The following is a 22026-nucleotide window of genomic DNA, read 5'->3' as shown; positions in this document are numbered from 1 at the left end:
AAATTCACACTGCCCACTCCGATGACAGAATAACCTTCCGATGCAGCTTTATTTCATAAAGCTTTTAGCTCCGCCTCGAATAAAAGTAGTAGACCATCGCTAAATCTGGCACATTTCTTGCTTGAATAAGGATACAAAGGGCACAAGGAGGAAATGAAGATGAGTGTAGGAACGGAAATATATCGTAAAACCTTGTTAACTGTGGCAGGCAACAAAGCTGTAGAGAACCTGTCCATCAAATACGGCAAGAAGCTGGCAGGTAAGTTTATCGCAGGCAATACCCTGGAGGAAGCTCTCGAAGAAATCCGCATACTCAACAACAAAGGCATTATGGCTACGCTCGATCACCTGGGCGAAGGCATTACCCGTCTAAGCGAAGCGGCATTATACAGGGATGAGTATGTACGACTGGTTGAAGGCATCGCACGTGAGAAGGCCGACTCCAATGTCTCGCTGAAACCAACCCAGATGGGCCTCGCACTCGACCCTGAAGAGGGTTATCGAAATATCCGAACCGTTGCCGCACAAGCCAAGCTGCATGATCTGTTTGTCCGAATCGATATGGAGGATAGCCCATTTACTCAAGCGACGCTGGACATCGTGCGCAGATTGCACGCCGAAGGACTGCACAATACAGGCACAGTATTGCAAGCCTACCTCCATCGGACTGAGGAAGATACGCGTGATATGATTCGGGAGGGGATCAGGCTGCGTCTGGTCAAGGGAGCTTACAAGGAACCCGGATCTGTTGCCTATCAGAATGCTTCTGAAGTCATTCATCAATTCAAAACGATGATACGCAACCATCTCGATCAGGGCGTGTATACTGCGGTTGCCTCGCATGACGATCACATCATTAACTGGACTAAACAATACGCCAAGGATCGGGGAATTTCGCCGGAATCCTTTGAATTTCAGATGTTATACGGTCTGCGCATGAGTGAACAGGAACGTCTCGCCAAAGAAGGTTATCGCATTCGCTGCTACGTACCATATGGCACCATGTGGTATCCGTACTACACCCGCCGTTTGGCCGAAAAGCCGGCTAATCTCTGGATGGTTGTTAAAAACATGTTCCGTTAGTTATATTTTAGAATGAATTTTTAGAATGAATTACTTCTATAACCATGCTGCCCTGTTTTCTTGGAGAGCATGGTTTTTTTAATCTATAAATTTGGATGAGATATAAGACTGAATTCTCATTCTTTAGCATGTTATAACCTGATTACTATGTCTAAAAAGTAAGAAACCTCAAATTGAAATGTCTAATATAATAGACACAGTAGTGCTTTCTCAGCCTTTCAAATAACTGGGCCTCCTTCTTCTCTCCGGTTTTTCCGCTCCGTTTCACAGAATTATTGACGTCATTTTTCATGACATCAAAACCACCAAAATCCTTTAGCCTTGCGATAACGGCAACTTCCATTCCCACTTACATCCAATGTAATCGCATACAATAATGAATAGGATCATAGCCGTAGATTCCCACCACTAAACCTGAACACCTGATGTCAAAAAATATATACACACCTTCATCCGAACGTTATAATATACATAATTTCACATTCTTCATTACGTACAAGTATAAGCTGTAACCGAGGTGATCCCGATGAGACATTTACTTCCTGATCTGAATTCTTTGTTACGAACAGATATGAGTATTCACGATGAAGTCCTGTATGACGAACATACACTTCAGTCTCTACATTCAGAACTCCATATTCGTGCAGACGAACCTGTCTTCATACGCTGCATTACAGGGTACGCCTGGTTATACAGCCAACCTAACAGAACAACACCATACGGTAGTCTGCCTGTGCCCGTCGTCTCTGCTTCGATCCAGCTTGCGGAAGTTATTCCCCTATTCGCTGCGAGCCCTTTTATATTAATAAAAAATGATCAGGGCGAATGGAAAGGCTATATCTCCGTATCCGATGTCCTGCATGCCATGATGCATGCGCATCGGCTGATGGAAGCCTATTTTGAGACCACATTGGAAACTGCGGGTTCAGCCTTGACCTTAATCGATGAAGAAGCTAAGGTGGCCTACTGGACATCTGGTGCGGAGCATGTATTTTCCATCAGCAAAAATGATATTATCGGACAGCCTGCCGCAGACTTTTTTCCGCCCGACCGACTTCAGTCCCTCAAGACGTTATATACCGGTGAAACAGTCTATCGCAAACAACATCAGCCGAGACCGGATCTGTTCGCTCTGATCAATGCCCGCCCAGTTCAGCTGGATGGACGCATTGTGGGCGCAGTAGCTGCTGAAGTGGATATTACAACCGAGATTCGATTGCATCAGGAATTATTACATATGACATCCAAAGTCCAACATTTGGAGAAGGCCGTTGCCAGACTGCGTCCTGACACAGATCCATTTGCTCGCATCAAAGGCAGCAGCCCAGTGATTCGCCAGTGTCTGGATACCATCCGCAAGATAAGTACCACCACAGCTACGGTACTCATCCTCGGAGAGAGTGGCACAGGCAAGGAGTTATTCGCCAAAGCCATTCATGATCTTCGTGAATTGCAGACGGCACCATTTATCGCGATTAACTGCGGGGCAATTCCCGCTTCCTTGTTCGAAAGTGAGTTATTTGGCTATGAAAAAGGCGCATTCTCTGGCGCTGATCCCAAAGGCAAAAAGGGCAAGATCGAGCTTGCCGAAGGGGGTACCCTTTTTCTGGATGAAATCGGTGAGATGCCATTGGAACTACAAGTGAAGCTACTTCGGGTGTTGCAGGAGAAGAGTTACTTTCCTGTGGGGGGAACACGTATGAAGCAGGCTGACTGCCGGATTATTGCAGCGACCAATCAGAACCTGCTCAGCATGATTGCCCGTAATCAATTTCGTGAGGATCTGTATTATCGGCTTAACGTCATCAATCTCATCATCCCTCCCCTGCGTATGCGCAAGGAAGATATATACGAATTAACCCAGACGTTCCTGCAAGAGTTCTCATTGCTCTATAACCGTCATATTGAACTGGTCCCACCCGAAGTGTTCAAGCTGTTGTTCCAGTATGATTGGCCGGGCAATGTACGAGAACTAAGAAATGTAATTGAACGCCTGACCATTCTGACCACAGATGGAGAGGTCAAGCCGGAATACCTGCCTGACACCCTCACCTCCATCGACCTGCAAGAACAGTCCGAAGTGCAGCTGATATCGGGAATTCATTTACATTCCAACAGTGAACACGAGCATAGCCAATATTCGGCGGGAACGGAACACAAACCTCGAACTGCTGCGAATGTGGGGGATTCGGATGATACCTACCAGCAAAAAATGGACACCTATGAGGCGCAACTTCTAATTCAATATCTGGAAGCCGCAGGTGGCAACAAACGAACACTCGCCAAGCAACTTGGCATCTCCAGGGCAACGCTCTATAATCGCATGAAGAGGCTTGGTCTATGACCAGCCTCTTCTTGTCATTATAATGAAAAAAAACTACAAAATCCGCGCCAAGCGGATCAGTGCTGTTCGGAGATGGCGATAGAATGTCGCCCGACTCATCGAACATGTCTGGGCTGCGGCAGTTGGATTGCCAGCATGTGTCCAATAGGCCGCATGGAGCAGCATCTGATCCTGCGGTGACACACCATGCACTCTGCCTTCCAGCAAATCCAGTAGATACAATTGTAACTGGATACCATCATTTACTCCTGTGATCCTGTTAGCATATTCATGCAATTCTCCCGGAGAACGAAGATGCCCCAACATCTTGCGAACATCCTGTTCAGTCCAGACTTCACGATCCGCCTCCGTTGTTTCTGGCTGTATTAGCACCTCTTGTTTCTCGGGATCAAGCAGAGACATGACCCAGGCTCCGAATTGCCCGCTACGCAAATCCAAATCAAGCACATCAGCCTGATTTTCATATCTGTCACAGACACGAGTACGTGTTCCTCGCATTCGAAACCCAATGCTCTGCAAGAACAATTTCAGATGAGGGTTCGTTGCTACCAGTATCGCTCTCGCGCCATCGCCCAACAGAGATAGTCGGTCGAGTGCCATGTATCCCACCAGTTCTTCTCGTGTGTAACCAGGCACGTCGCTTCTTGCCGCAGCCAGCAATGCAAAGTGGGTATCACTCTGATCCGGGTCATTCTCAAGCTCCTGTGGAGTGAAGCATTCATGCATCTCATTCGGAAAATATTTCAAAAGCAGCTCACTACTATCCCTATGTACAAGTACAGTGATGAACATGGCGATTATCTCCCCAAGCTTGTCACGCATCAGTACGATTCCTTCAGGATAACGGTCTGCCAATTCATCCAGGAAGGGGCCATAGGACACAGCCTGCCATGGTTCCACACTGTACTCGCACCATTGCTGTAACAAGCTGTGCAGAGCGGACAGATCCTCTTTTCTCATCATTTCAAGAGGCGAGAACAAGGAATCACGAGACACGTCTGCGTACTTGCGGTTTTGAAGCATCGATTCCTGACAGAGCAGCAGCATCTTTCGGGCGATTTGGCGACGCTCATGAGCCCCTGCCTGTTCATGCAACGGTTTCAGCAGCTTCGCCATCTTGATACGCATCGTCTGCAATCGATGTGGCTCACGCTGGCGAAAATCCCGCAGCAGATGCACCCTGGCCATGTCATGAAGTCCAAGACCATCCGGGCCGGAACGGATAAACGACATCTGTCTGAGCATATGGTAGTCTTCTTGCGTCACAGTCATGTCCAGTACAGATGATAACAATTCCTGATTGGCTGTCTCAATAAGTGTTAGCACCTCCACCATCGGATGTAGACGGGGATTCGTCAGTTCCAATAATAATCGCGCACTGATCATGTGTGATAACTCAGCCCATTCGGCCTGAGGAAGATTCCGTCTCTGATCCGCAGCCTCCACCGCAAGGGCCAGGCCCAGCGGGTGTCCATCGGTCATTCTCGTAATGGTACCTGCCACGCCCCGATTCAGGAAGCCTGCCACCGTGATATACTCCGTAATCTCATTCGCTGTAAAATGTTGAAGCCTCATCGGTACAAACCGCTGATGCAATCGGGGATGTGTCCGCCAGGCAGATGCCAGTTCCGGGCGTGAGGCAAGAATGACAAGTATCCCTCTTAACGGAAGTTTGGATATAAAGACTTCCATGAACCAACTTTCCAGCAGAGCGAGTTCTTCATAATTATCCACCGCCAGGACCATTCGCTTCTCGATTGAAGTGTTCCTCAGCAGGCTCAGTGGTCGTGGGTATCCTTCATCATCCAGTATCTCCAGGCCCAATGTAGAGGACAAATATTCCATAAAGACAGAAGGTGTCGGACCGCATGATCGGCCATCCATCCATATTGCCGTTGCACCCTGATCCCTAGATAAGGATAACATCTCTGATAGTAAGGAAGATTTACCAATGCCCCCCATGCCCGTAATTGAATATATGGTTAATGGGGCTTCCGGATGATTAAACCATGCCTCCAGTGTCGTCAGTTCCTTGGTTCGACCAACGAAACGTTTCCCATCCTTAACATATTTGTCGTATTGTGCCTCACTACTGTTTCCCATATATGTCCTCCGTACTAGATACTGGTACTTTTAATATACAATATATCCTCTCAAAAATGAGACTATATTGAGACGCGCAATTGCATGTGAAGTGATAGAATCTTGTTAAAAGCCAATTTAATGGAAATATTCAAAACAGCGGACATGGAAACGTATAACAAGGTATACATAAACGCCTCCGCGCTACTTCTTATCATATGGATCTTTCCGCCGATCAGGCACAGCCAACATGTACATGAGCATTTACCGATCTCGAATTCATGCTTCCCTTTCAATCCCTACTACCAGCCCGATATTCAGGAAAGGCGGATTTGTGTGAGAATAAACCTCGATATCTGTAATCTTAGCGGACAACTCGGAATCAATCCCAAACGACTTAATGAATGGCTGCTCCAAAGCGATATTTCAATGGCAGCCAAGGAGGCTGAACCGGGAGGACGCTCCGACCGGTCAACACCCCCATACCGGCTGGCTGCTCCTTCTTCTTTATCTCTGGCACCATCCTCCGGTCAAACGAAACTATATCGGGGACGACGTTCCACCCCCACCCTGCAACACCTGCCCGCCTCGTTACAACGTACTCGGCGGATCAGCAAAAACTGCTAGACTGTGCACGACGAAGTGTAAGCTCGATGCACAGTCTGTCTTACATCTCATATCACCCCATCAAGAGGATTGCCACTGTCCATTCTCAATCATCGCATGCGCGAGCAGCGCCATCTCCAGACAGATTCTTCTCTCCTGATCCATGTAATCAGGTCCCATCAGCTCTTCCAGCTTCTCCAGTCTGTTGTACAGCGTTTGCCGATGAACAAACAACTGGGCAGCGGCATCCCGTTTGGAACCAAAATTCTGCAGATAGGCAGCCAGCGTTTCTACCAATCGCAGGTGATTCGTCTGGTCATGTTCAATCAGCACACCCAAGTGATCCTGGACAAAGGGTTGCAGGAAGGATTGGGGTAAGGCTTTTAACATTTGATATATACCCATACGTTCGTAAAAGTGAACATGTTCCATCTGACCTACCGATCTCGAAACTTCAATCACCTGATAGGCCTCCTGAAGACTCTCGGGCAAGCTGGTCAAACGGCTGCGTAACTTGCCAAATCCCGCATGGATGGTGACTTGTTTCAAGTTACGGCTGGCAAACCGGTTCACATCCAGCGTGATTCCTTCCAGCAAGCGCAGCAGTTGATGACGCGCATTAGCAGTTACGGCTTCCTTCGCGCAGCACAGATACACCTGATTGTTCTTCAGCATGATCAGGTTGGGCAGATTATTCTTCTTGAGCAAAGATCGAAGCAGGACAAGAATATCCTGATGATTGGCTTCCATCCGCTCCCGTCCTGTACCCTTCAACCGATGCTCAATCTCTATAACCCCTCCAGCAAACCAATAATGTCCCTTCACCAGCAAACGAAGTCCCATTCGGGTCTGAGCTTGCTCCTCCTGATGGATGTTGCCATTCATTAGATCCTGGATCAGCTCGTTCTGATTGCGGACCATCTTCTCTTCAAGGAACTGGGAACGAAGCGTGAGGGCTGCCGCTGCCTTCGCTGTATAATCGAGCAACAGCTTGAGATACTCCACGGGAGCGGACGGATGCACGATCATGCCTACAGCTGAGAACACCTGCCCGAAACAGACGACCGGATGACACAGCAGAACCTTCTCTTCATCCATGTGGAACCATAATTCGGTGTCTGAATCATTCAGATCCAGATGCTCTACCTCTTGTTCATACCACGTATAGATCGTTTGTTCCATCTCCGGAGCCAGTTCAGGTACAAAGCTGCCCGGTTCCATGGACGAGATATACACCACCGGTTTAGCAGCGTACTCATGCAACAGGTTGAGCACAGCAGACATATCCGTACTCTGTAATGTTCGCTGCTGAAGCTGACGGGAGTAAGCTTCCAGACTTTTCAGCAGTTGATGCTGATGATTAATTAGCAGCGAGTGAATATCCTGTGTGATCTCGACAAAACGGACCGGTTGTTCGAATACGATTAACGGAAACTGGTGTCTATCCGCCAGTTCAATCAGTTCTTCGGGAATTCCGTTGATGCTGGTACCAAACTCCACACACAGCCCCGCAGCCTCACTGCCAATGAGCTGGAGCAGATACTCTTCACGCCCTTCTTCCGATTGAAGCCACAGTCCAGTGGATAAAATAAGATCATGGGGGCTTACGAATGGAGATACATTCGTAATCTCGAGCACATGAACCCAGCCAACCTGTCGGTTCACTCCACCCTTCCCTGCCGCAAGCTTTGCTCGGCCAAATACCGGACGTGCCAGGATATCTCTGATGGTAAACACGCGATCATTTTGCAATGGCGATCCCTCTTCGTGTTATTTTTTCTTACATTATAATCCATGGACAAATGTCCTGAACAGTCTTTTTCGACAATATGTTGAGTTGTATTCCTAAAAATTAGACATCAGGTAAGGTGCAAAACGATTATCCAGGTCATAAACTTGTAGTATAAGCTAACAACCAATAAATGGGCGAGGTGCATGGCGATGAGAATCGGAATTCCCAAAGAAATCAAAAATAATGAAAATCGTGTAGCAATGACTCCGGCCGGGGCAGCAGATTTCATCAGAGCCGGTCACCAGGTGATGATCGAACAAGGCGCAGGCGTCGGCAGTGGATTCACGGATGATGAATATCAAGCTGCGGGTGCTGAGATTCGGAATGATGCCAAGTCCGTTTGGACAGAGGCCGAAATGATCATCAAGGTGAAAGAACCGCTTGCCAGTGAATACGGATTTTTTCGTCCGGGGCTGATTCTGTTCACCTACCTGCACCTCGCAGCGGAACCGGAGCTTGCAAAAGCCCTTATTGAAAGTCGGGTAACGGCCATTGCGTATGAAACGCTGGAGGTCAACAATACCCTGCCTCTGCTCACCCCTATGAGTGAAGTCGCAGGACGCATGGCATCTCAGATTGGAGCACAATTGCTGGAGAAGACGGAAGGTGGCAAGGGCATCCTGTTGTCCGGTGTACCGGGTGTCAGTCGGGGGAAAGTCGTCATTATTGGTGGCGGTACAGTCGGAACGAATGCAGCCAAAATTGCTATTGGTCTTGGCGCCGATGTGACCATCCTTGATCTGAACCTGAATCGTCTGCGCCAGTTGGATGATATCTTCGGCAATCAGATCCACACGCTGGTATCCAGCCCGTCCAACATTGCAGCAGCCGTTGCCGCGGCGGATCTATTGATCTGTGCAGTGCTGATTCCGGGCGCCAAGGCGCCAACTCTTGTCAGCGAGCAGGTGGTGAAGACCATGGCACCGGGTTCGGTCATTGTGGATGTGGCGATTGATCAGGGCGGGATCGTTGAGACCATTGATCATATCACGACCCACGATGAACCGACCTATGTGAAACATGGCGTCGTGCATTACGCGGTGGCGAACATGCCAGGCGCCGTACCGCGTACGTCCACGGTGGCGCTGACCAACGCCACCATGCCTTATGCGCTGCAGCTGGCGAACCACGGTGCAGCAGCCGCGATTCGCGGCAGTTCGTCCATTCGCAGCGCGGTCAACGTGCTGAATGGACACATCACGTATGAGGCAGTTGCCCGGGACCTCGGGCATGCCTATGTTCCTGCGGGACAGGCGCTGGAGAATACCGCCGCTGTCCAGTAATCTTGATATGATCGTTCCACCCGGCGCCTTGTCGCCAGGCTTGTGGGACGCAATAGAAGCGCGAGTCGGGCAGATGAATGTTCCCGGCTTGCGCTTCTTGATTTTTTTCACATATGAAATAACTCGTTCGTATTAGTATAAGACAGGTCGTTCGTATAAGGCCTGATGTTCCTCTGGTTTTGGTGCTCTAGACCGCACGTTCGCTGCACACTTCGCGGAAGTTGCAGTCCCTGCAGGACCGGTGCGAAGGCATCGCCGTAAAATAAGTGACGTCCTTGGGACGGTTGTAATACTCATCCTCCACGCAGGATCGCATCTCCTCGATGTAACGCCCTACGTTCTCTTCTACCTTCCGTATATCCTCTTCCGTTGCGGTAAACTCTCGGTGCTTCCCGGTTAACAGGTACTCCACTCGCAGCTCAATCTGCTCCAAAGGAATTCGGTAGTGTTCTCTCACATAGGATGCGTACAGCATTAATTGATCCGAGAAGTCATCTTCCTTGCCCGTCTTCCAGTCCACAATGACAATGTTGCCGTTACTGCGTCGATACAATAAGTCCATCTTCACATACACACGTGTATCGTGCAGCATCATGGTATCCCATTTCTCAATCTCCAGAATGTCCGTACTTGCCCGGGACAAGTCCTCCCACGTAAGCGTCTGGTACAGGTTGCTGACACAGGCCGAAGCACGTTCCTTAATCGTGGCAATCCGGTCATTCAACGTATCATCCCCGTAATAAACCTCGGACAGCATCGTGCGATTCTTGGGGTTCAGCCGCCACTGATCTGCGTCCATTGATTCCACATACGCCTGATTCAGCAGCTTGCGTATCGTCTGTTCCAGAAAGTGTTCACGCGGTTTGTTCTTGCCCTCTTCCCTGCTGCGAACCGCTGACTCACACATCCGATGCGCGAGGTCCCCGAAGACAAGATACAGATTGCTAAGCTGTTTCAGACGGTACAGACGAACCTGCATCTCATCAGCAGAGTCTGTCTTCCAGCCATTATGGGCACCGTAATAATGATAATAATATTTGCGCAGGCACTCATCGAACATACTCGCCCGCGACTGCGAATAAGACCATTGCGGGTATTGTGCCATAAGAACTTCTGCCTTTCTGTATGCCGGATCTGCATGAGATCCCTTAATGCTCACAGTATAAAGCCCGTGCAACCTCGCCGCAAGCATGCTTCCGTTATTTTCTTCTGACGCAACCGTTTCCGATTCGATCCGTATCGTTTATATAGTAACATCACCAAAAGATGAAATTGCGGAGCAGAACGCTTAATATACTTCATAGAGGACAAAGAATCCGGGAGGCTGGTATGTGCCCAGGGCGGTCCCGGAACTAATGAATCTTACACATCTTATCACGTGCATAATACGGTTTTATTAAATCTAACGATCTCCAGACACGCTAATTAGTCTTTTTTTGGGTTGTAGAACGTAATTATTTTATAAAAAAATTGTACAGGCATATCCTAAAAGGAGGCACCACCCATGAATCGACCGGATTGGTTCCAGGCGGAAGAGGCATTACAACAGATCCAAGTCATCGGAAGCGACCGGAATGAGCTCGTGAACATCATCGGCGATGTCGAAGGATTGAATTGCATTGGCACGGGTACGGACGCGGCTGTATTTACGTATGACGGCTTGCCGCAGTATGCCTTCAAGATGTACTCGGATCATGCCTTGGACAAACTCGAAAATGAAAAGCAGGTATACGAGCAGCTTAAAGGCCTGCCATACTTCCCTATCTATTACGGCAGCGGCCGGAATGTTCTCGTGATCAGTTTTGAACCCGGAGATACCCTGCTGGAGTGTTTGGAAAAAGGAATCCCCGTCCCCGAGCAGGTGATGCTCGATGTGGACGCAGCACGAGAAGCTGTTCGCAGCCGCGGGCTGAACCCCCGCGACATTCATTTGAAGAATGTACTTCTCCAGAACGGACGCGGGAAAGTGATCGACGTATCCGAGTACATTCAGGACGGCAATGACAATCGGTGGGAACATCTAGTATGGGCTTATCACAATATCTATCCGCGAATCAAAGGTACGCCTATATCTCCACGCATGCTGCAAACGATCAAATGGGGATACAATCAGCTCGATCATGCCAATGTCAAAATGGACGATCTCTCCAAGAAAGCGAATCGTCTGTTCTCCAGATTTATGAAATAAGCATGTTGCAATCTCACTTCAATAAAATAACCCGGATGATCGCCAGAGATTGGCGATCATCCGGGTTTTGTTTGTCTAATGCCATCTCTCCCAAATTAATCTTACCCTAAATTCAAATGCCGCAACTTATCTGGATTACGCATGAGATAAATCCGTTGAACGCGGTCGTTTCTGAACGCAAGACTGACAACAGTTGGGAATGCCTCGGAGGGGCTGCTTAATACAAATCCAAGTTGTCCGTTGATCTTGACGAGCCGCACAGCCCCCGTGCTGTCACTTTTGGATACAAGCCCTTGAATGAACGCAAGAACTCGCTGGCTTGATGTAACGGGTTTAATTGCTGCCATGACTTTACCGCCACCATCACTATACAGCACGATATCGTCCGAAAGCATTCTGAAGAGCCCTTCCATATCACCAGTAGAGGTGGCCTGGAGGAAACGAAGTGCAAGCTGCTCGGACTGTGCGCTGGGGGTCAACTCGACTTCCGGCTCATCTTGGATTTTACGTTTGAGACGACTGTAAATCTTGCGGCATCCCAGCTCCGTCTTGTTCACGAAGTTTGCAATATCGCAATAATCAAATTCGAAGGCTTCTCGTAGAACGAATACCGCGCGCTCAATAGGAGTTAGCCGATCAAGCATGACAAGAAAGGCGTACGAGATCGTATCTTCCAGTTCAATCGTTTGGAGTGGGTCCTGTCCCGCTGCTGAAGCCGATCCTGGAGCGACCATATAGTCTTGCACCAGAGGTTCGGGCAGCCATGGCCCGATATATACCTCTCTTTTTTTACGTGTTGATTTCAAGTAATCTAGACAACGGTTCGTAACCATTTTGCATAAGTACGCTTTTAGGTTACGAACAGGGCCACCCTCTTTATGAATATCCTGCTGTTGTACCGTTATAAATGCCTCCTGCACCAAATCCTCAGCATGAGTGACAGATCCTAACATACGATATGCGATGGAAAGAAGGAGAGGTCTGTACGTTCTGTATACCAAGTCAAGCTCCATGATACATCCCTTCCTTATCTTTTTCTCTACCTGCTATTATCATTTGAGCAGCCTCTTTCGCGCTCGCTAAGGATGCGTTAATCAACATCCCCTCAGCTCCTACCCAATCGCCAGCAACATAGAGTCCGGGTCTTCCTTTGACCGCAGGTCCAGGCCTGCCCGGGAGGCCGCCGTTCGCTGCGGTGACAATGCCATGCGAGACAAGCATTCGCGGAAGGAAACGCTGCTGAACGACGTGCTTGCGCCACCCCGGCTGAATGAAATCAAGAAAGCCTTTAAGCTCGTGTTCATCCTGCCTGGGGTCCGAATGGATTGAAGCCGACAAATACTTCATGACATGCACAACCTCGTTTGCCGGGTTCTCTGATAAGGAAGCCGCGGCGGAATGGTTGGAGTAGTACCACGGGTAATCGGCGCCTAAAACAAATTTCGTCTTTGGTTGGGGCATCCCCGATACGACGAGATCCAGGCACGCGGCACGAACAGGAGTTAACTTTTTATAGGCTTCCGCTTCCATGGGTGTAAGAGCAGGATTGAGGAGAGCTAACGTATCCATTGGACCGGCAGTGGATATCACGTGACGAGTCGTCAACTGTGATCCATCTTTTAAGGTGACCATCATTTGCGGATAGCTTCCGGCAATGCCCAGTACAACCGAGCTCGTGCGGATTGACACGTTAGCCTGCTGAGCTTGTTCTGTCAGCCGGCTAACGAGGAATTGCCAGCCTTCATCTATATACAGCACCTGGCTCTGTTTGAGCTGTTCGATGACGGCACCGGCACTTAGCTGGTCGGGAGCATCGCAGTACGTGCTCAAACGAACGAGACCAAGCACGACACTTCGCACGCGTGGGCTGGAGATCTGGGCTTCCAAGTGAGCCTGCAGACTAACTTTACTTAGAGCAGATATGTCTGTCTTGCGCAGGGAACTGTAGAACCGAAGGAGTTGGGACTTCTCCTGCCACTTCAAGAACGATCCGAGCAAGAGCTGAGCTAGAGGAATCGCCCTATAACCGCCGTTTGTTCCTTCGAACACCAATGTGCCTGGCGGTTTCGGTACTGCTCCGGTAGGTGTGACGCCTACCTCTTGCAGAATGGGAAGCGCACTCTTACTGAGAGCATGGGCTCCCAGGTTTACGCGTGCGGCTGCGATCTCAGTCGAAATTGCCCGACCTCCGGGATGTTTTCCTTTGTCGAGTAACAGTACAGTCTGGCCCGCCCGTGCCAGATAGATCGAGGCGGTTAACCCAGCAATGCCTGCTCCCACGATGACAACATCCCATATCGGCTTATTGTGATTCTGTATCATGTATATCAATCCCTTCCGCTTGATGCATACATGACGATGAACGGAGCTTTTTTGTGACTCAACCTTCCTTCTTCAACCGCCCCTGGGAGGGAGTCATCCCCTTGTATTGCTTATACAGTTTCGTAAAATAATTGGCGTTATCACAGCCGACTCTGGCGGCGATCTCCGTAATGGTCAGACTGCTGCCTTGCAGTAGTTTTTCCGCCTCACTCATCCTGCACCCATTCACGTATTCCACGAAGGTACGTCCGGTCAGCTTTTTGAACATTTTGCAGAAATGATACGCATTCAGTCCCACATGACTAGCCGCTTCGGTTACAGACATCTTCCCTGTGGGGTTCGCTTCAATCTGTGCAATCAACTGCTTAAATCGTTCGCGATTGGGAAAATACGATCCGACCGATCTATCTGGCAACTGCTGCGGCATAAAGGTACGAGCAAGCAGAGTGAACAAAGCATGCAGCTTGGACTTCACGACCAGCTGATAAGCCGGGGGCTGTGATGCCATTTCCTCTACAGCTTCATTCAGCAAAGAATAATAGCCTACACAGGCTATGTTTTCCTCTGCCGGTTTGACCGGAAATCTCACCCTGCCTTCCAGATACGGCGCGACATATTGCTCATGCACGGGATCATGGGTGAAATCATGAAACAGTGCACGGTTAACCACGACGGAATCATAATGCACATCCCCATCATCCAGAGCATACCCGACATGTAACGCACCTCCGGGAATGATGATGACCTCACCCGCTCGAACTACATAAGGTTTGCTATCGATATGAAACAGCGCACTGCCCCTTCGCATGACAATCAGTTCAAAATGTTCATGCCAATGCAAATACAGAATGCATTCTTCCGTTTTCATATCCGAACACCGGTTTCGGAACAACTGAAACGGGTGCGATTTATGATCAATTCGGGTGTTTTCGTGAAGCGCTTTCAGATCCAGCACGACTTCTTCCCCCTCTTCACAAGATCCGACTAATATTACACAAGATTGTTTAGAGCCATCCCGTTAATCCCCGTCTATAATGAGTGTCACGAAGTACTATAAGCCAATATTGGAGTGAATTACAACCATGAAAAATCCATTACGCATCGGTACCCTTGTAGGCGGGCAGGACGCCGTCCGAGTGATCCCGCAGATCATGCAACACGGTTTCGAATCATTCAATCTGACTTTCTGGCAAACGACAGGCGATCTGGATCTGACCGAGACAGCGAAGCGTGTTCGTGAAATCGTGGATGAACAGGGTATTGTCATCTCCGCGGTGAGTGTGTTTGGTAACCCGCTCACGGGAGCTGGGGGCAATGCCGATACACTGGCGAGCTGGGAGCGAGTCATCGACCACGCACAGCTCTTCGGTGCGGATATCGTCTCCGGGTTCACCGGACGTCTGACCGATCAACCCATTAACGAGTCCATCCCCCGTTTCAAGGAAGTATTTGGTGAACTGGCACGCCGGGCAGCAGACCGGGGTGTACGCATTGCTTTTGAAAACTGTGATATGGGTGGAACCTGGCAGACGGGCGACTGGAACATTGCCCATAACCCGACGGCCTGGGAGATGATGTTCGATGCTGTTCCGGATGAAAATGTGGGTCTGGAATGGGAGCCTTGCCATCAAATGTCCAGCCTGATCGATCCTCTTCCACAGCTGCGTAAATGGGCTCACAAAGTGTTCCACGTACATGGCAAAGATGCCACGATTGCCTGGGATATCGTCAAGGAATATGGAGTACATGGACCACGTGAATTTGTCTGGCACCGCACTCCGGGCTTCGGGGATAGTAACTGGGCAGACATCATCACCATTCTGCGTCAGAACGGCTACCAGGGCACGATTGATATTGAAGGCTGGCATGATCCAGTCTACAAAGATGAACTCGAAATGACCGGACAGGTGCATGCTTTACGATATTTGAAACAATGCCGTGGTGGCGATTTTGTGCCAAACCCAGTGTAGGAAATCTCCCTGAACACTCCTAGTAATGCACGATTCAAGCTGTATAAACACAATCCATACGAAGGAGATGAGACGATGAGTCATGCTTATCAGGTAATTATCGCTGGCTGTGGCGCCATGGCAAATACGTGGGCAGACTATGCTTTGCAAAGACCGGATACGGAAATCGTTGGACTGGTTGATCTGTATGAACAGACAGCCACTGCTTTCGCTGCAAGACATGGTCTCACCTGTCCTACGTTCACCGATATCCGTGAGGCCATTCAAGCGACCGGTGCGAATATCGTATTCGATGTCACGATTCCGGCGAGTCATTACGGCATTGCCATGACAGCGCTGAAGGAAGGATGCCATGTCTTTGGCGAGAAACCCCTTGCGGAGTCCTTCTCCGACTGCACAGATATTGTGCAAACCGCTCACAGCACAGGACGCATTCAAGCCGTGATGCAAAATCGCCGGTTCGATCCGCGTATCCGCGCCTATCAGCATCTCATTTCCGGCGGAGCTATAGGGCAGGTAGGTTATGCAGGGGCTGACTTTTTTCTCGGTCCACACTTCGGCGGATTCCGGGATCTGATGGATAGTCCACTGCTGCTCGATATGGCGATACATACGTTTGATCAGGCACGATACATTCTCGGAGCCAACCCGGTCTCGGTATACTGCCATGAATTCAACCCTCCAGGTTCCTGGTATCAGGGTAATGCAATGGCGTTATGCATATTTGAGATGTCTGACGGGTCCGTGTTCAACTATCGCGGATCATGGTGCGCAGAAGGTGTACCCACATCATGGGAAGCAAGCTGGCGCGTAACGGGTGAAAAAGGAACAGCCATCTGGAATGGTCATGATGACATCTATGCTGAGGTGGTTGCTGCGCAACACCTGGATGCCGACGGCAAACCATCCTTTTTCCAGCCAAGTGAGCGGATTGAAGCGGAACTGCCGATCATGGACAAAACCGGGCACCACGGCTGTCTCGAAGATATGTTCGCTGCGCTGGAATCCGGACGACTTCCTGAAACCGATTGCAGTGATAACCAGTTCAGCATGGCCATGGTCCTCGCATCACTCGAAAGCGCCCGTACAGGACAGAAAGTGTTCATCGCCGATCTGCTGAAAAACACATAGCGTAGCACATGTGTTTTTCATATTAAACAAAGCCCAAACTGCAAAAGTTTAGCAGTTTGGGCTTTCTTGTTTATTACCCACTTCCCTTGCTTATACAAGGTACAAAAAAGTTTCTGACAAAACACGAAGTAGTGTAGGGGACGAAATCGATTCTGAAGAAACGAAGTGTTCGCCTTTATCACCGGATTTCGACTTAAAAAAGTCGATCAGGAAATCCGGGGATAACAGCGATCAAAAGAACGATTCGTAACCGGAACGGCTGCTTCACGAGCAGTAAGAACTCTTTTTTTTATAATGTATCTTTTATAGAATTCCTTTTTTCATTGCCTTATACACCAGTTGCGAGAACAGGCTGTTGGACCAAGCAAACCATGGTCTGGTGAACGTGTTGGGATCATCGGCGTGAAAGCCTTCATGCATATATCCGGTACCTGCGTCCGTGTTTTCCAGCAGCTCAATCATGGCCAGCATTTCCTCGTCATTGTCTGAGGTTAAGCCCTGCATGGATAGCGCCATATGCCAGATGTATCCCGGAGGGGTATGCGGACTGCCAATGCCTTTGGCTACTTGCCCTTCATAGTAGAACGGATTTTCTTTGCTCAAAATGAATCGACGTGTGTTCTGATACACCATGTCTTCGATCGAAGCATACTCCATATACGGAATGGACATCAGACCAGGGGTGCCCGCATCATCCATCAGACAAAAGTTACCGTAACCGTCCGTTTCATAGGCATAGATCTGTCCATACTCTGGATGACGGTAAGTACCGTACAGAGAAATGCCATGCCTTATTTCTTCTTCCAATCGAGCCATTCGACTCACCAGCTGTTCATCCCGGAACACCCACTTCGCGATCTCCCCCATCTGGCGCAAGGTTACCGCAGCGAACATGTTCGCCGGAATATTATAATGAAAATCACAGGCATCATCGCTCGGACGAAAGCCGGACCAGATCATCCCCGTATAATTCACCGGCATACCATGTCCTTCATTACGCAGCGTATCATGGGCTGGACAATTACGACGCATGAACCGGTAAGGTGAACGCTCTGCGTGATGTTGTTCTGCCTCCCATAGGTGTAAGATATTCTCCATCACTTTCTTGAAGCGCTCGTCAAATATATCCGTCAGTTCCGTCTCCCGCCAATATGTATAAGCCAGCTTCATGGAGAAACAAAGGGAATCCAGCTCAAACTTTCGCTCCCACACCCAAGGCGACATCTCCGTCTCATCATTGGCATCCCAATGCCATCCATTCGCCGTTTCGTTGAAGGCATTGGCATAGATATCCATATCAGCGTAGAATGTATGCCGTTTGATCAGTCCTCCAATGATCCGTTGCAACTGTTCGTCTTCCTTTGCCAACGGAACGTAGTGCATCACCTGCTCCACTGAATCACGCAGCCACATTGCCGGGATATCTCCTGTAATCACAAATGTTGTCCCATCATCGAGCAGCTTCGTGGTCGTTTCCAGCGTATTGGGAAAGCAATTTCGAAACTGAGCCAGCAATCTCGGCCTATGTTGCAAACGCTCGTCTGCCTCAGTCAGAATATCCTGCACAGCTTGCGGCAAGTCCAGATGCGGCATGGGGATTTTCGGTAATCTGAACTGTTCCATGGATGTCGTCTCCTTTGAATTGAGGTTTAGCACTATTGTTATTTTTGTTATGATAAATTATAATAACATTATTATTTGTAAGTGTACTGTGTCAGAAGATGATCGTCAATTCATAAAGGTCATCTCAATGAAAATCCAATTCACTATTTACATCTGCATTTTGCTTCATTCAATCAAATCGCTCATTGGATTTATGCAAATTGCTTACATACAAAGGAGTAATGATATGTCACGCAAAGTATCCATTCAGACGCTGGCTGACCAGCTCGGATTATCCAAATATGCCGTCTCCCGTGCACTCAGCGGCAAGACAGGCGTCAGTGAAGCGACACGCGCACGGGTACTGGAGCTCGCTCGGGCTCTGGGCTATCGCCAAAGCACTCCAGGTGCTAGCAATAGTCCTGCTGCTGCAAACCATGCAGATCCGTCCGATCCACCGTTCGCTCTTATATGCATGAATCAGCTCAACCGTGGTGAACCCCACTACTGGCAGCGTGTTCTGTCAGGCATGATCTCAGCCTGTAATGAACGTGGTTGGCATCATGCGATTGTATCTCCCTCACTCGGAGTGACGGATGAGAACACCTCTCCCGAAAAAGCCATTGCCCCTCATTTGGACTGGGAACGTTGTGCCGGCATTATTGTCATGGGTGCTTTTCCTCATACGGTTCTGCAACGACTCTCTCAGACTGGTCGGCCTATTATTCTGGTAGATCATCAGGAGCCGTTACTGAATTGTGATACGATCAGTCATGATAATCTTGAAGCTGGCATCACCGTGGCAAGATATTTAATGTCCATGAATTGCCGACGAATCGGCCTCATCACAGATGATGGTCGTGCCGCCAGCTTCGCGCAGCGGAAGATCGGCATTGAACTGGCTCTGAACCATTTTCATGTGGACACCAGTCACACCACCAGCTTCAGGGAATGGAATATTCCTTATGAGAACGGAGAATGGGTTAACCCGTTGGCTACTAAAATTCAAAATATGCCAGATGACGAGCGCCCTGATGCCTGGATCGGTGTTAATGATGATATTGCCTTGCAGTGGATGCACAAATTACAGGAGATGGGCATCTCCACGCCTAAAGATTGCCTTGTCATCGGTATCGACAATGTACATTCTGCAGTAACTTCCTCCCCGCCCCTGACCACAGTTAATCTGTGCAAAGAGGAACTCGGACAGCGCGCCGTCGAGGCTTTACAACGCCGGATTGAACGCCCGGGGACGCCGAAGGAAACCGTCATGTTATCGACCACGTTGATTCCAAGGGAATCGGCATAATTTGGCATACCCCTCCTAGGGACCGATGATTTCATTTTGTGCATTTCAAAAAGGCCCCACATTATGACATTGTGGGGCCTTTCATCTGTTTCAATCATTTTTCATCTTGGCTGGGAGACTCCTTTTTGTCTTATTATTTCTTCCAAGGCAGGCTCGTGTATGATGGAAGATCCACCTCCCAATTTACATCACGAAATTCTCGGTTAACTGCGGTTCGTTTCAAAGTGAATTTCGTTCCATTTTCTTTTTTAAAGCCATGGATAATCAACCTGAGATCACCTACGATGTATTCTTCGTTTTTATTAGGCTGATCCGTAGTTCCCATCACTTCAACGGGATACTCCTTTCCTTTACGATCTATAGCTACCCATTGATCTCCATTAATATCATTTTGGAAAGTCCCTACTCCCTCCAATACAAGAGAAGAGTTCCCTTCAAAGTTTCCTTCAGGCAGCTTTAATGATTGCTGCACTGGCCAATAATTGTATTTGGAAAATAAAACTTCATCTCCAAACTGTTCAAATCGTAGTACGTAGGTGTAGAACTCAGCATCCTTACGCATCTTATCCAGGTCCACTTCCACGGATTTCTCTTCCCTAACTGGAATGGTATATCCGTCCAAAACAAAGCGAATGTTCTTCGCATCTACCGCTACCAAAGCAGGGTCCCATGTCTCAGACAGCTTCAACTGAACACCGTTCTGGTTCAGTTCGCTCAAATCACGAAGACGGAACTTGGCTTCACGTGTACTCGGTCTGTTCCCATTGAATATTCGATACTCATTTGTTTCAGGGATTTCGATATGATACATAATGTCCATATCATTTCCCCAATCCTCATCAACTTTGGCACGAAGTTCATCATCCAGACTCACATTCAGGTCAAGCCGGGTTCCGTTTGGCGTGCGTACAAGCTGTGTCAAATCAAGCTTCAGTCCTTCTGGCGTCGTATATGTGTTATCCATAGGATTTTCAACAGCCAATGATTTGGCTTTGGTCATATCGATTTTAAATCGGAAGCTCCAGTCTACCTTAACTTCTCTATCTTCGTAGGATTTTTTCTCGTAATTATAATAGCTGCCCATATTTAAATTACGCAGTTCACCCCGCACGGCAACCTGATCCGGAATTTCATCATGAAACTGGAATAACAATCGTTCAGTTAGAGGGCCCTTTGTTCTTGTATCTCTTGCAAGAGTGGCAACCTGTCTCCCCTCTTCATCCGTAACATGAATTCTCCCCATCTCAGACAGTAACCGTGATAACCCTAATCCATCAGGTGTTGTTTGTTGCATGGTCATTACCATATGAGATCGGTCTACCAGCACGTCTTCAATCTTAAGCGTGTAGCCCTGGTCATTGATATTGATATCCGGATTAACCACAAGTCCGAGAGGTTTAAGACGTTTGTAATCATCCGCAAAATAGGAATATTTCAACTCTTCCGGCACAGGCATGTTCGGTAGCGGGGGGCGATCCACAGCGCTCACTGAGGGGGAGGGTGGCTCTGCTGTACGGTCAAAAGCAAACCAGGCCCCTCCCGCAAGAATCACAACTGCCGCTGCGGCGAATCCAGTCCGGCGCATCCAATGTGCTCTCATGGATTTTTTTACGAATGGATGCTCGTCTTCTCCACTTTCCATGGACACCCCATCCAGCTTCTGCATCACCTTAAGCGTAAAATCTGCATCCGGCTCCTCACGGTACAGGTGCTCCTCCCACAACCGATCATCATCCCTTGAAATAGGCTTCATACGTAGCTAAACCTCCTTTGCGTTCCATTTGCTTCCTCAGCGACTTTTTTCCCCGATACAGGGCGTTGCGCACTTTTGTTGGACTCATGCCTGTAATATCTGCAATCTCTTCATAGCTCAGTTCGTTCGTGTACTTCAGTAATAACACCAGGCGATACGATTCAGGTAACTGTTCGAGCTGGCGGTATATTTCACGCTGCATCTCTTTATGCAGCACACGTTTTTCCGGTGTTTCATTACTGACAGGTTCGATCCCTTGATCGACCGGAGACATCACGGGTTTCTTTTCCCGCATAAAATCCCGCATCCGATTCACCGCAATGGTGTACACCCACGACGAGAAATTGCTTCCCTCCCGCCGCGACGGGAGATAGCGATAGATACGAATAAACGTATCCTGAGCGAGATCCTGTGCATCCGGATGACTCGCGCCCATTCCGCGCATGATGCCGTAGACTTTATTTTTATATCGATCCACAAGCACAGAGAACAACTGCTTATCCCCTGCAACAATGCGCTGAATGAGCTCCTCCTCCGGTATCTGTTGAGTCATGTAATCCC

The 22026-nt window shown here is 48.8% G+C and carries 17 protein-coding genes; 8 read left to right on the top strand and 9 right to left on the bottom strand.

Features of this window, described 5'->3' with window-relative positions:
* The first annotated feature begins 159 nt into the window (after positions 1 to 159).
* Positions 160 to 1083, top strand: a complete 924-nt coding sequence (locus M1D71_RS05330) for a proline dehydrogenase family protein (protein WP_458125568.1) — start codon at positions 160 to 162, stop codon at positions 1081 to 1083.
* 526 nt (positions 1084 to 1609) lie between these two features.
* On the top strand, positions 1610 to 3427 hold the full coding sequence (locus M1D71_RS05325; protein WP_458125567.1) for a sigma-54 interaction domain-containing protein: 1818 nt from the start codon (positions 1610 to 1612) through the stop codon (positions 3425 to 3427).
* Positions 3428 to 3460: 33 nt separating this feature from the next.
* Here the strand turns inward: M1D71_RS05325 and M1D71_RS05320 are convergent, their stop codons facing one another.
* A complete protein-coding gene (locus M1D71_RS05320) occupies positions 3461 to 5530 on the bottom strand; it encodes an nSTAND1 domain-containing NTPase (RefSeq protein WP_458125566.1) in 2070 nt (689 codons plus the stop codon).
* Between the two features lie 315 nt (positions 5531 to 5845).
* On the opposite strand from M1D71_RS05320, the gene M1D71_RS05315 reads away from it, so the two are divergent.
* Positions 5846 to 6136 (top strand): hypothetical protein, encoded by a 291-nt coding sequence (locus M1D71_RS05315; RefSeq protein ID WP_458125565.1) that lies wholly within the window; start codon positions 5846 to 5848, stop codon positions 6134 to 6136.
* A 60-nt stretch (positions 6137 to 6196) separates the two neighbouring features.
* Here M1D71_RS05315 and M1D71_RS05310 read toward each other — a convergent pair whose 3' ends face one another.
* Entirely contained in the window at positions 6197 to 7867 is a 1671-nt protein-coding gene (locus tag M1D71_RS05310) for a PucR family transcriptional regulator (protein ID WP_458125564.1), read from the bottom strand.
* Positions 7868 to 8056: 189 nt separating this feature from the next.
* Between M1D71_RS05310 and ald the strand changes: the two genes are divergently transcribed.
* Positions 8057 to 9190 (top strand): alanine dehydrogenase, encoded by a 1134-nt coding sequence (gene ald / locus M1D71_RS05305; protein ID WP_458125563.1) that lies wholly within the window; start codon positions 8057 to 8059, stop codon positions 9188 to 9190.
* Positions 9191 to 9377: 187 nt separating this feature from the next.
* Here ald and M1D71_RS05300 read toward each other — a convergent pair whose 3' ends face one another.
* Positions 9378 to 10295, bottom strand: coding sequence for a PD-(D/E)XK nuclease family protein (locus tag M1D71_RS05300; protein ID WP_458127175.1), 918 nt, complete (start codon positions 10293 to 10295; stop codon positions 9378 to 9380).
* 399 nt (positions 10296 to 10694) lie between these two features.
* Here M1D71_RS05300 and M1D71_RS05295 point away from each other — a divergent pair, with 399 nt between their 5' ends.
* Positions 10695 to 11378 (top strand): serine/threonine protein kinase, encoded by a 684-nt coding sequence (locus tag M1D71_RS05295; protein WP_458125562.1) that lies wholly within the window; start codon positions 10695 to 10697, stop codon positions 11376 to 11378.
* A gap of 101 nt (positions 11379 to 11479) precedes the next feature.
* Here M1D71_RS05295 and M1D71_RS05290 read toward each other — a convergent pair whose 3' ends face one another.
* Genes M1D71_RS05290 through M1D71_RS05280 form a run of 3 tightly spaced genes read right to left on the bottom strand, consistent with a single transcriptional unit; the run spans position 11480 to position 14655 of the window.
* Positions 11480 to 12391 carry an RNA polymerase sigma-70 factor gene (locus M1D71_RS05290; RefSeq protein ID WP_458125561.1) on the bottom strand — a complete coding sequence of 304 codons (912 nt, stop codon included), beginning with the start codon at positions 12389 to 12391 and terminating at the stop codon, positions 11480 to 11482.
* Positions 12381 to 13700 carry a phytoene desaturase family protein gene (locus M1D71_RS05285; RefSeq protein ID WP_458125560.1) on the bottom strand — a complete coding sequence of 440 codons (1320 nt, stop codon included), beginning with the start codon at positions 13698 to 13700 and terminating at the stop codon, positions 12381 to 12383. Before M1D71_RS05285 ends, M1D71_RS05290 begins: the two co-directional genes overlap by 11 nt.
* A 58-nt stretch (positions 13701 to 13758) precedes the next feature.
* Positions 13759 to 14655, bottom strand: a complete 897-nt coding sequence (locus M1D71_RS05280; RefSeq protein WP_458125559.1) for an AraC family transcriptional regulator — start codon at positions 14653 to 14655, stop codon at positions 13759 to 13761.
* Positions 14656 to 14782: 127 nt separating this feature from the next.
* Between M1D71_RS05280 and M1D71_RS05275 the strand changes: the two genes are divergently transcribed.
* Positions 14783 to 15670: a sugar phosphate isomerase/epimerase family protein gene (locus M1D71_RS05275; RefSeq protein ID WP_458125558.1), complete on the top strand. Its 888-nt coding sequence runs from the start codon at positions 14783 to 14785 to the stop codon at positions 15668 to 15670.
* 75 nt (positions 15671 to 15745) lie between these two features.
* Complete coding sequence (locus M1D71_RS05270; protein ID WP_458125557.1) at positions 15746 to 16801, top strand: Gfo/Idh/MocA family protein; 1056 nt, start codon at positions 15746 to 15748, stop codon at positions 16799 to 16801.
* Between the two features lie 303 nt (positions 16802 to 17104).
* Here M1D71_RS05270 and M1D71_RS05265 read toward each other — a convergent pair whose 3' ends face one another.
* A complete protein-coding gene (locus M1D71_RS05265; protein WP_458125556.1) occupies positions 17105 to 18424 on the bottom strand; it encodes a glycoside hydrolase family 125 protein in 1320 nt (439 codons plus the stop codon).
* Between the two features lie 226 nt (positions 18425 to 18650).
* Between M1D71_RS05265 and M1D71_RS05260 the strand changes: the two genes are divergently transcribed.
* Positions 18651 to 19712 (top strand): LacI family DNA-binding transcriptional regulator, encoded by a 1062-nt coding sequence (locus M1D71_RS05260; protein WP_458125555.1) that lies wholly within the window; start codon positions 18651 to 18653, stop codon positions 19710 to 19712.
* 133 nt (positions 19713 to 19845) lie between these two features.
* Here the strand turns inward: M1D71_RS05260 and M1D71_RS05255 are convergent, their stop codons facing one another.
* Positions 19846 to 21465, bottom strand: coding sequence for a hypothetical protein (locus M1D71_RS05255; RefSeq protein ID WP_458125554.1), 1620 nt, complete (start codon positions 21463 to 21465; stop codon positions 19846 to 19848).
* A complete protein-coding gene (locus tag M1D71_RS05250) occupies positions 21443 to 22018 on the bottom strand; it encodes an RNA polymerase sigma factor (RefSeq protein WP_458125553.1) in 576 nt (191 codons plus the stop codon). The genes M1D71_RS05255 and M1D71_RS05250 overlap by 23 nt, the downstream gene beginning before the upstream one ends.
* Positions 22019 to 22026 lie beyond the last annotated feature (8 nt).

The sequence above is a fragment of the Paenibacillus sp. Z3-2 genome, assembly GCF_054161325.1.
This window is presented reverse-complemented; position numbering and strand designations above follow the sequence as displayed.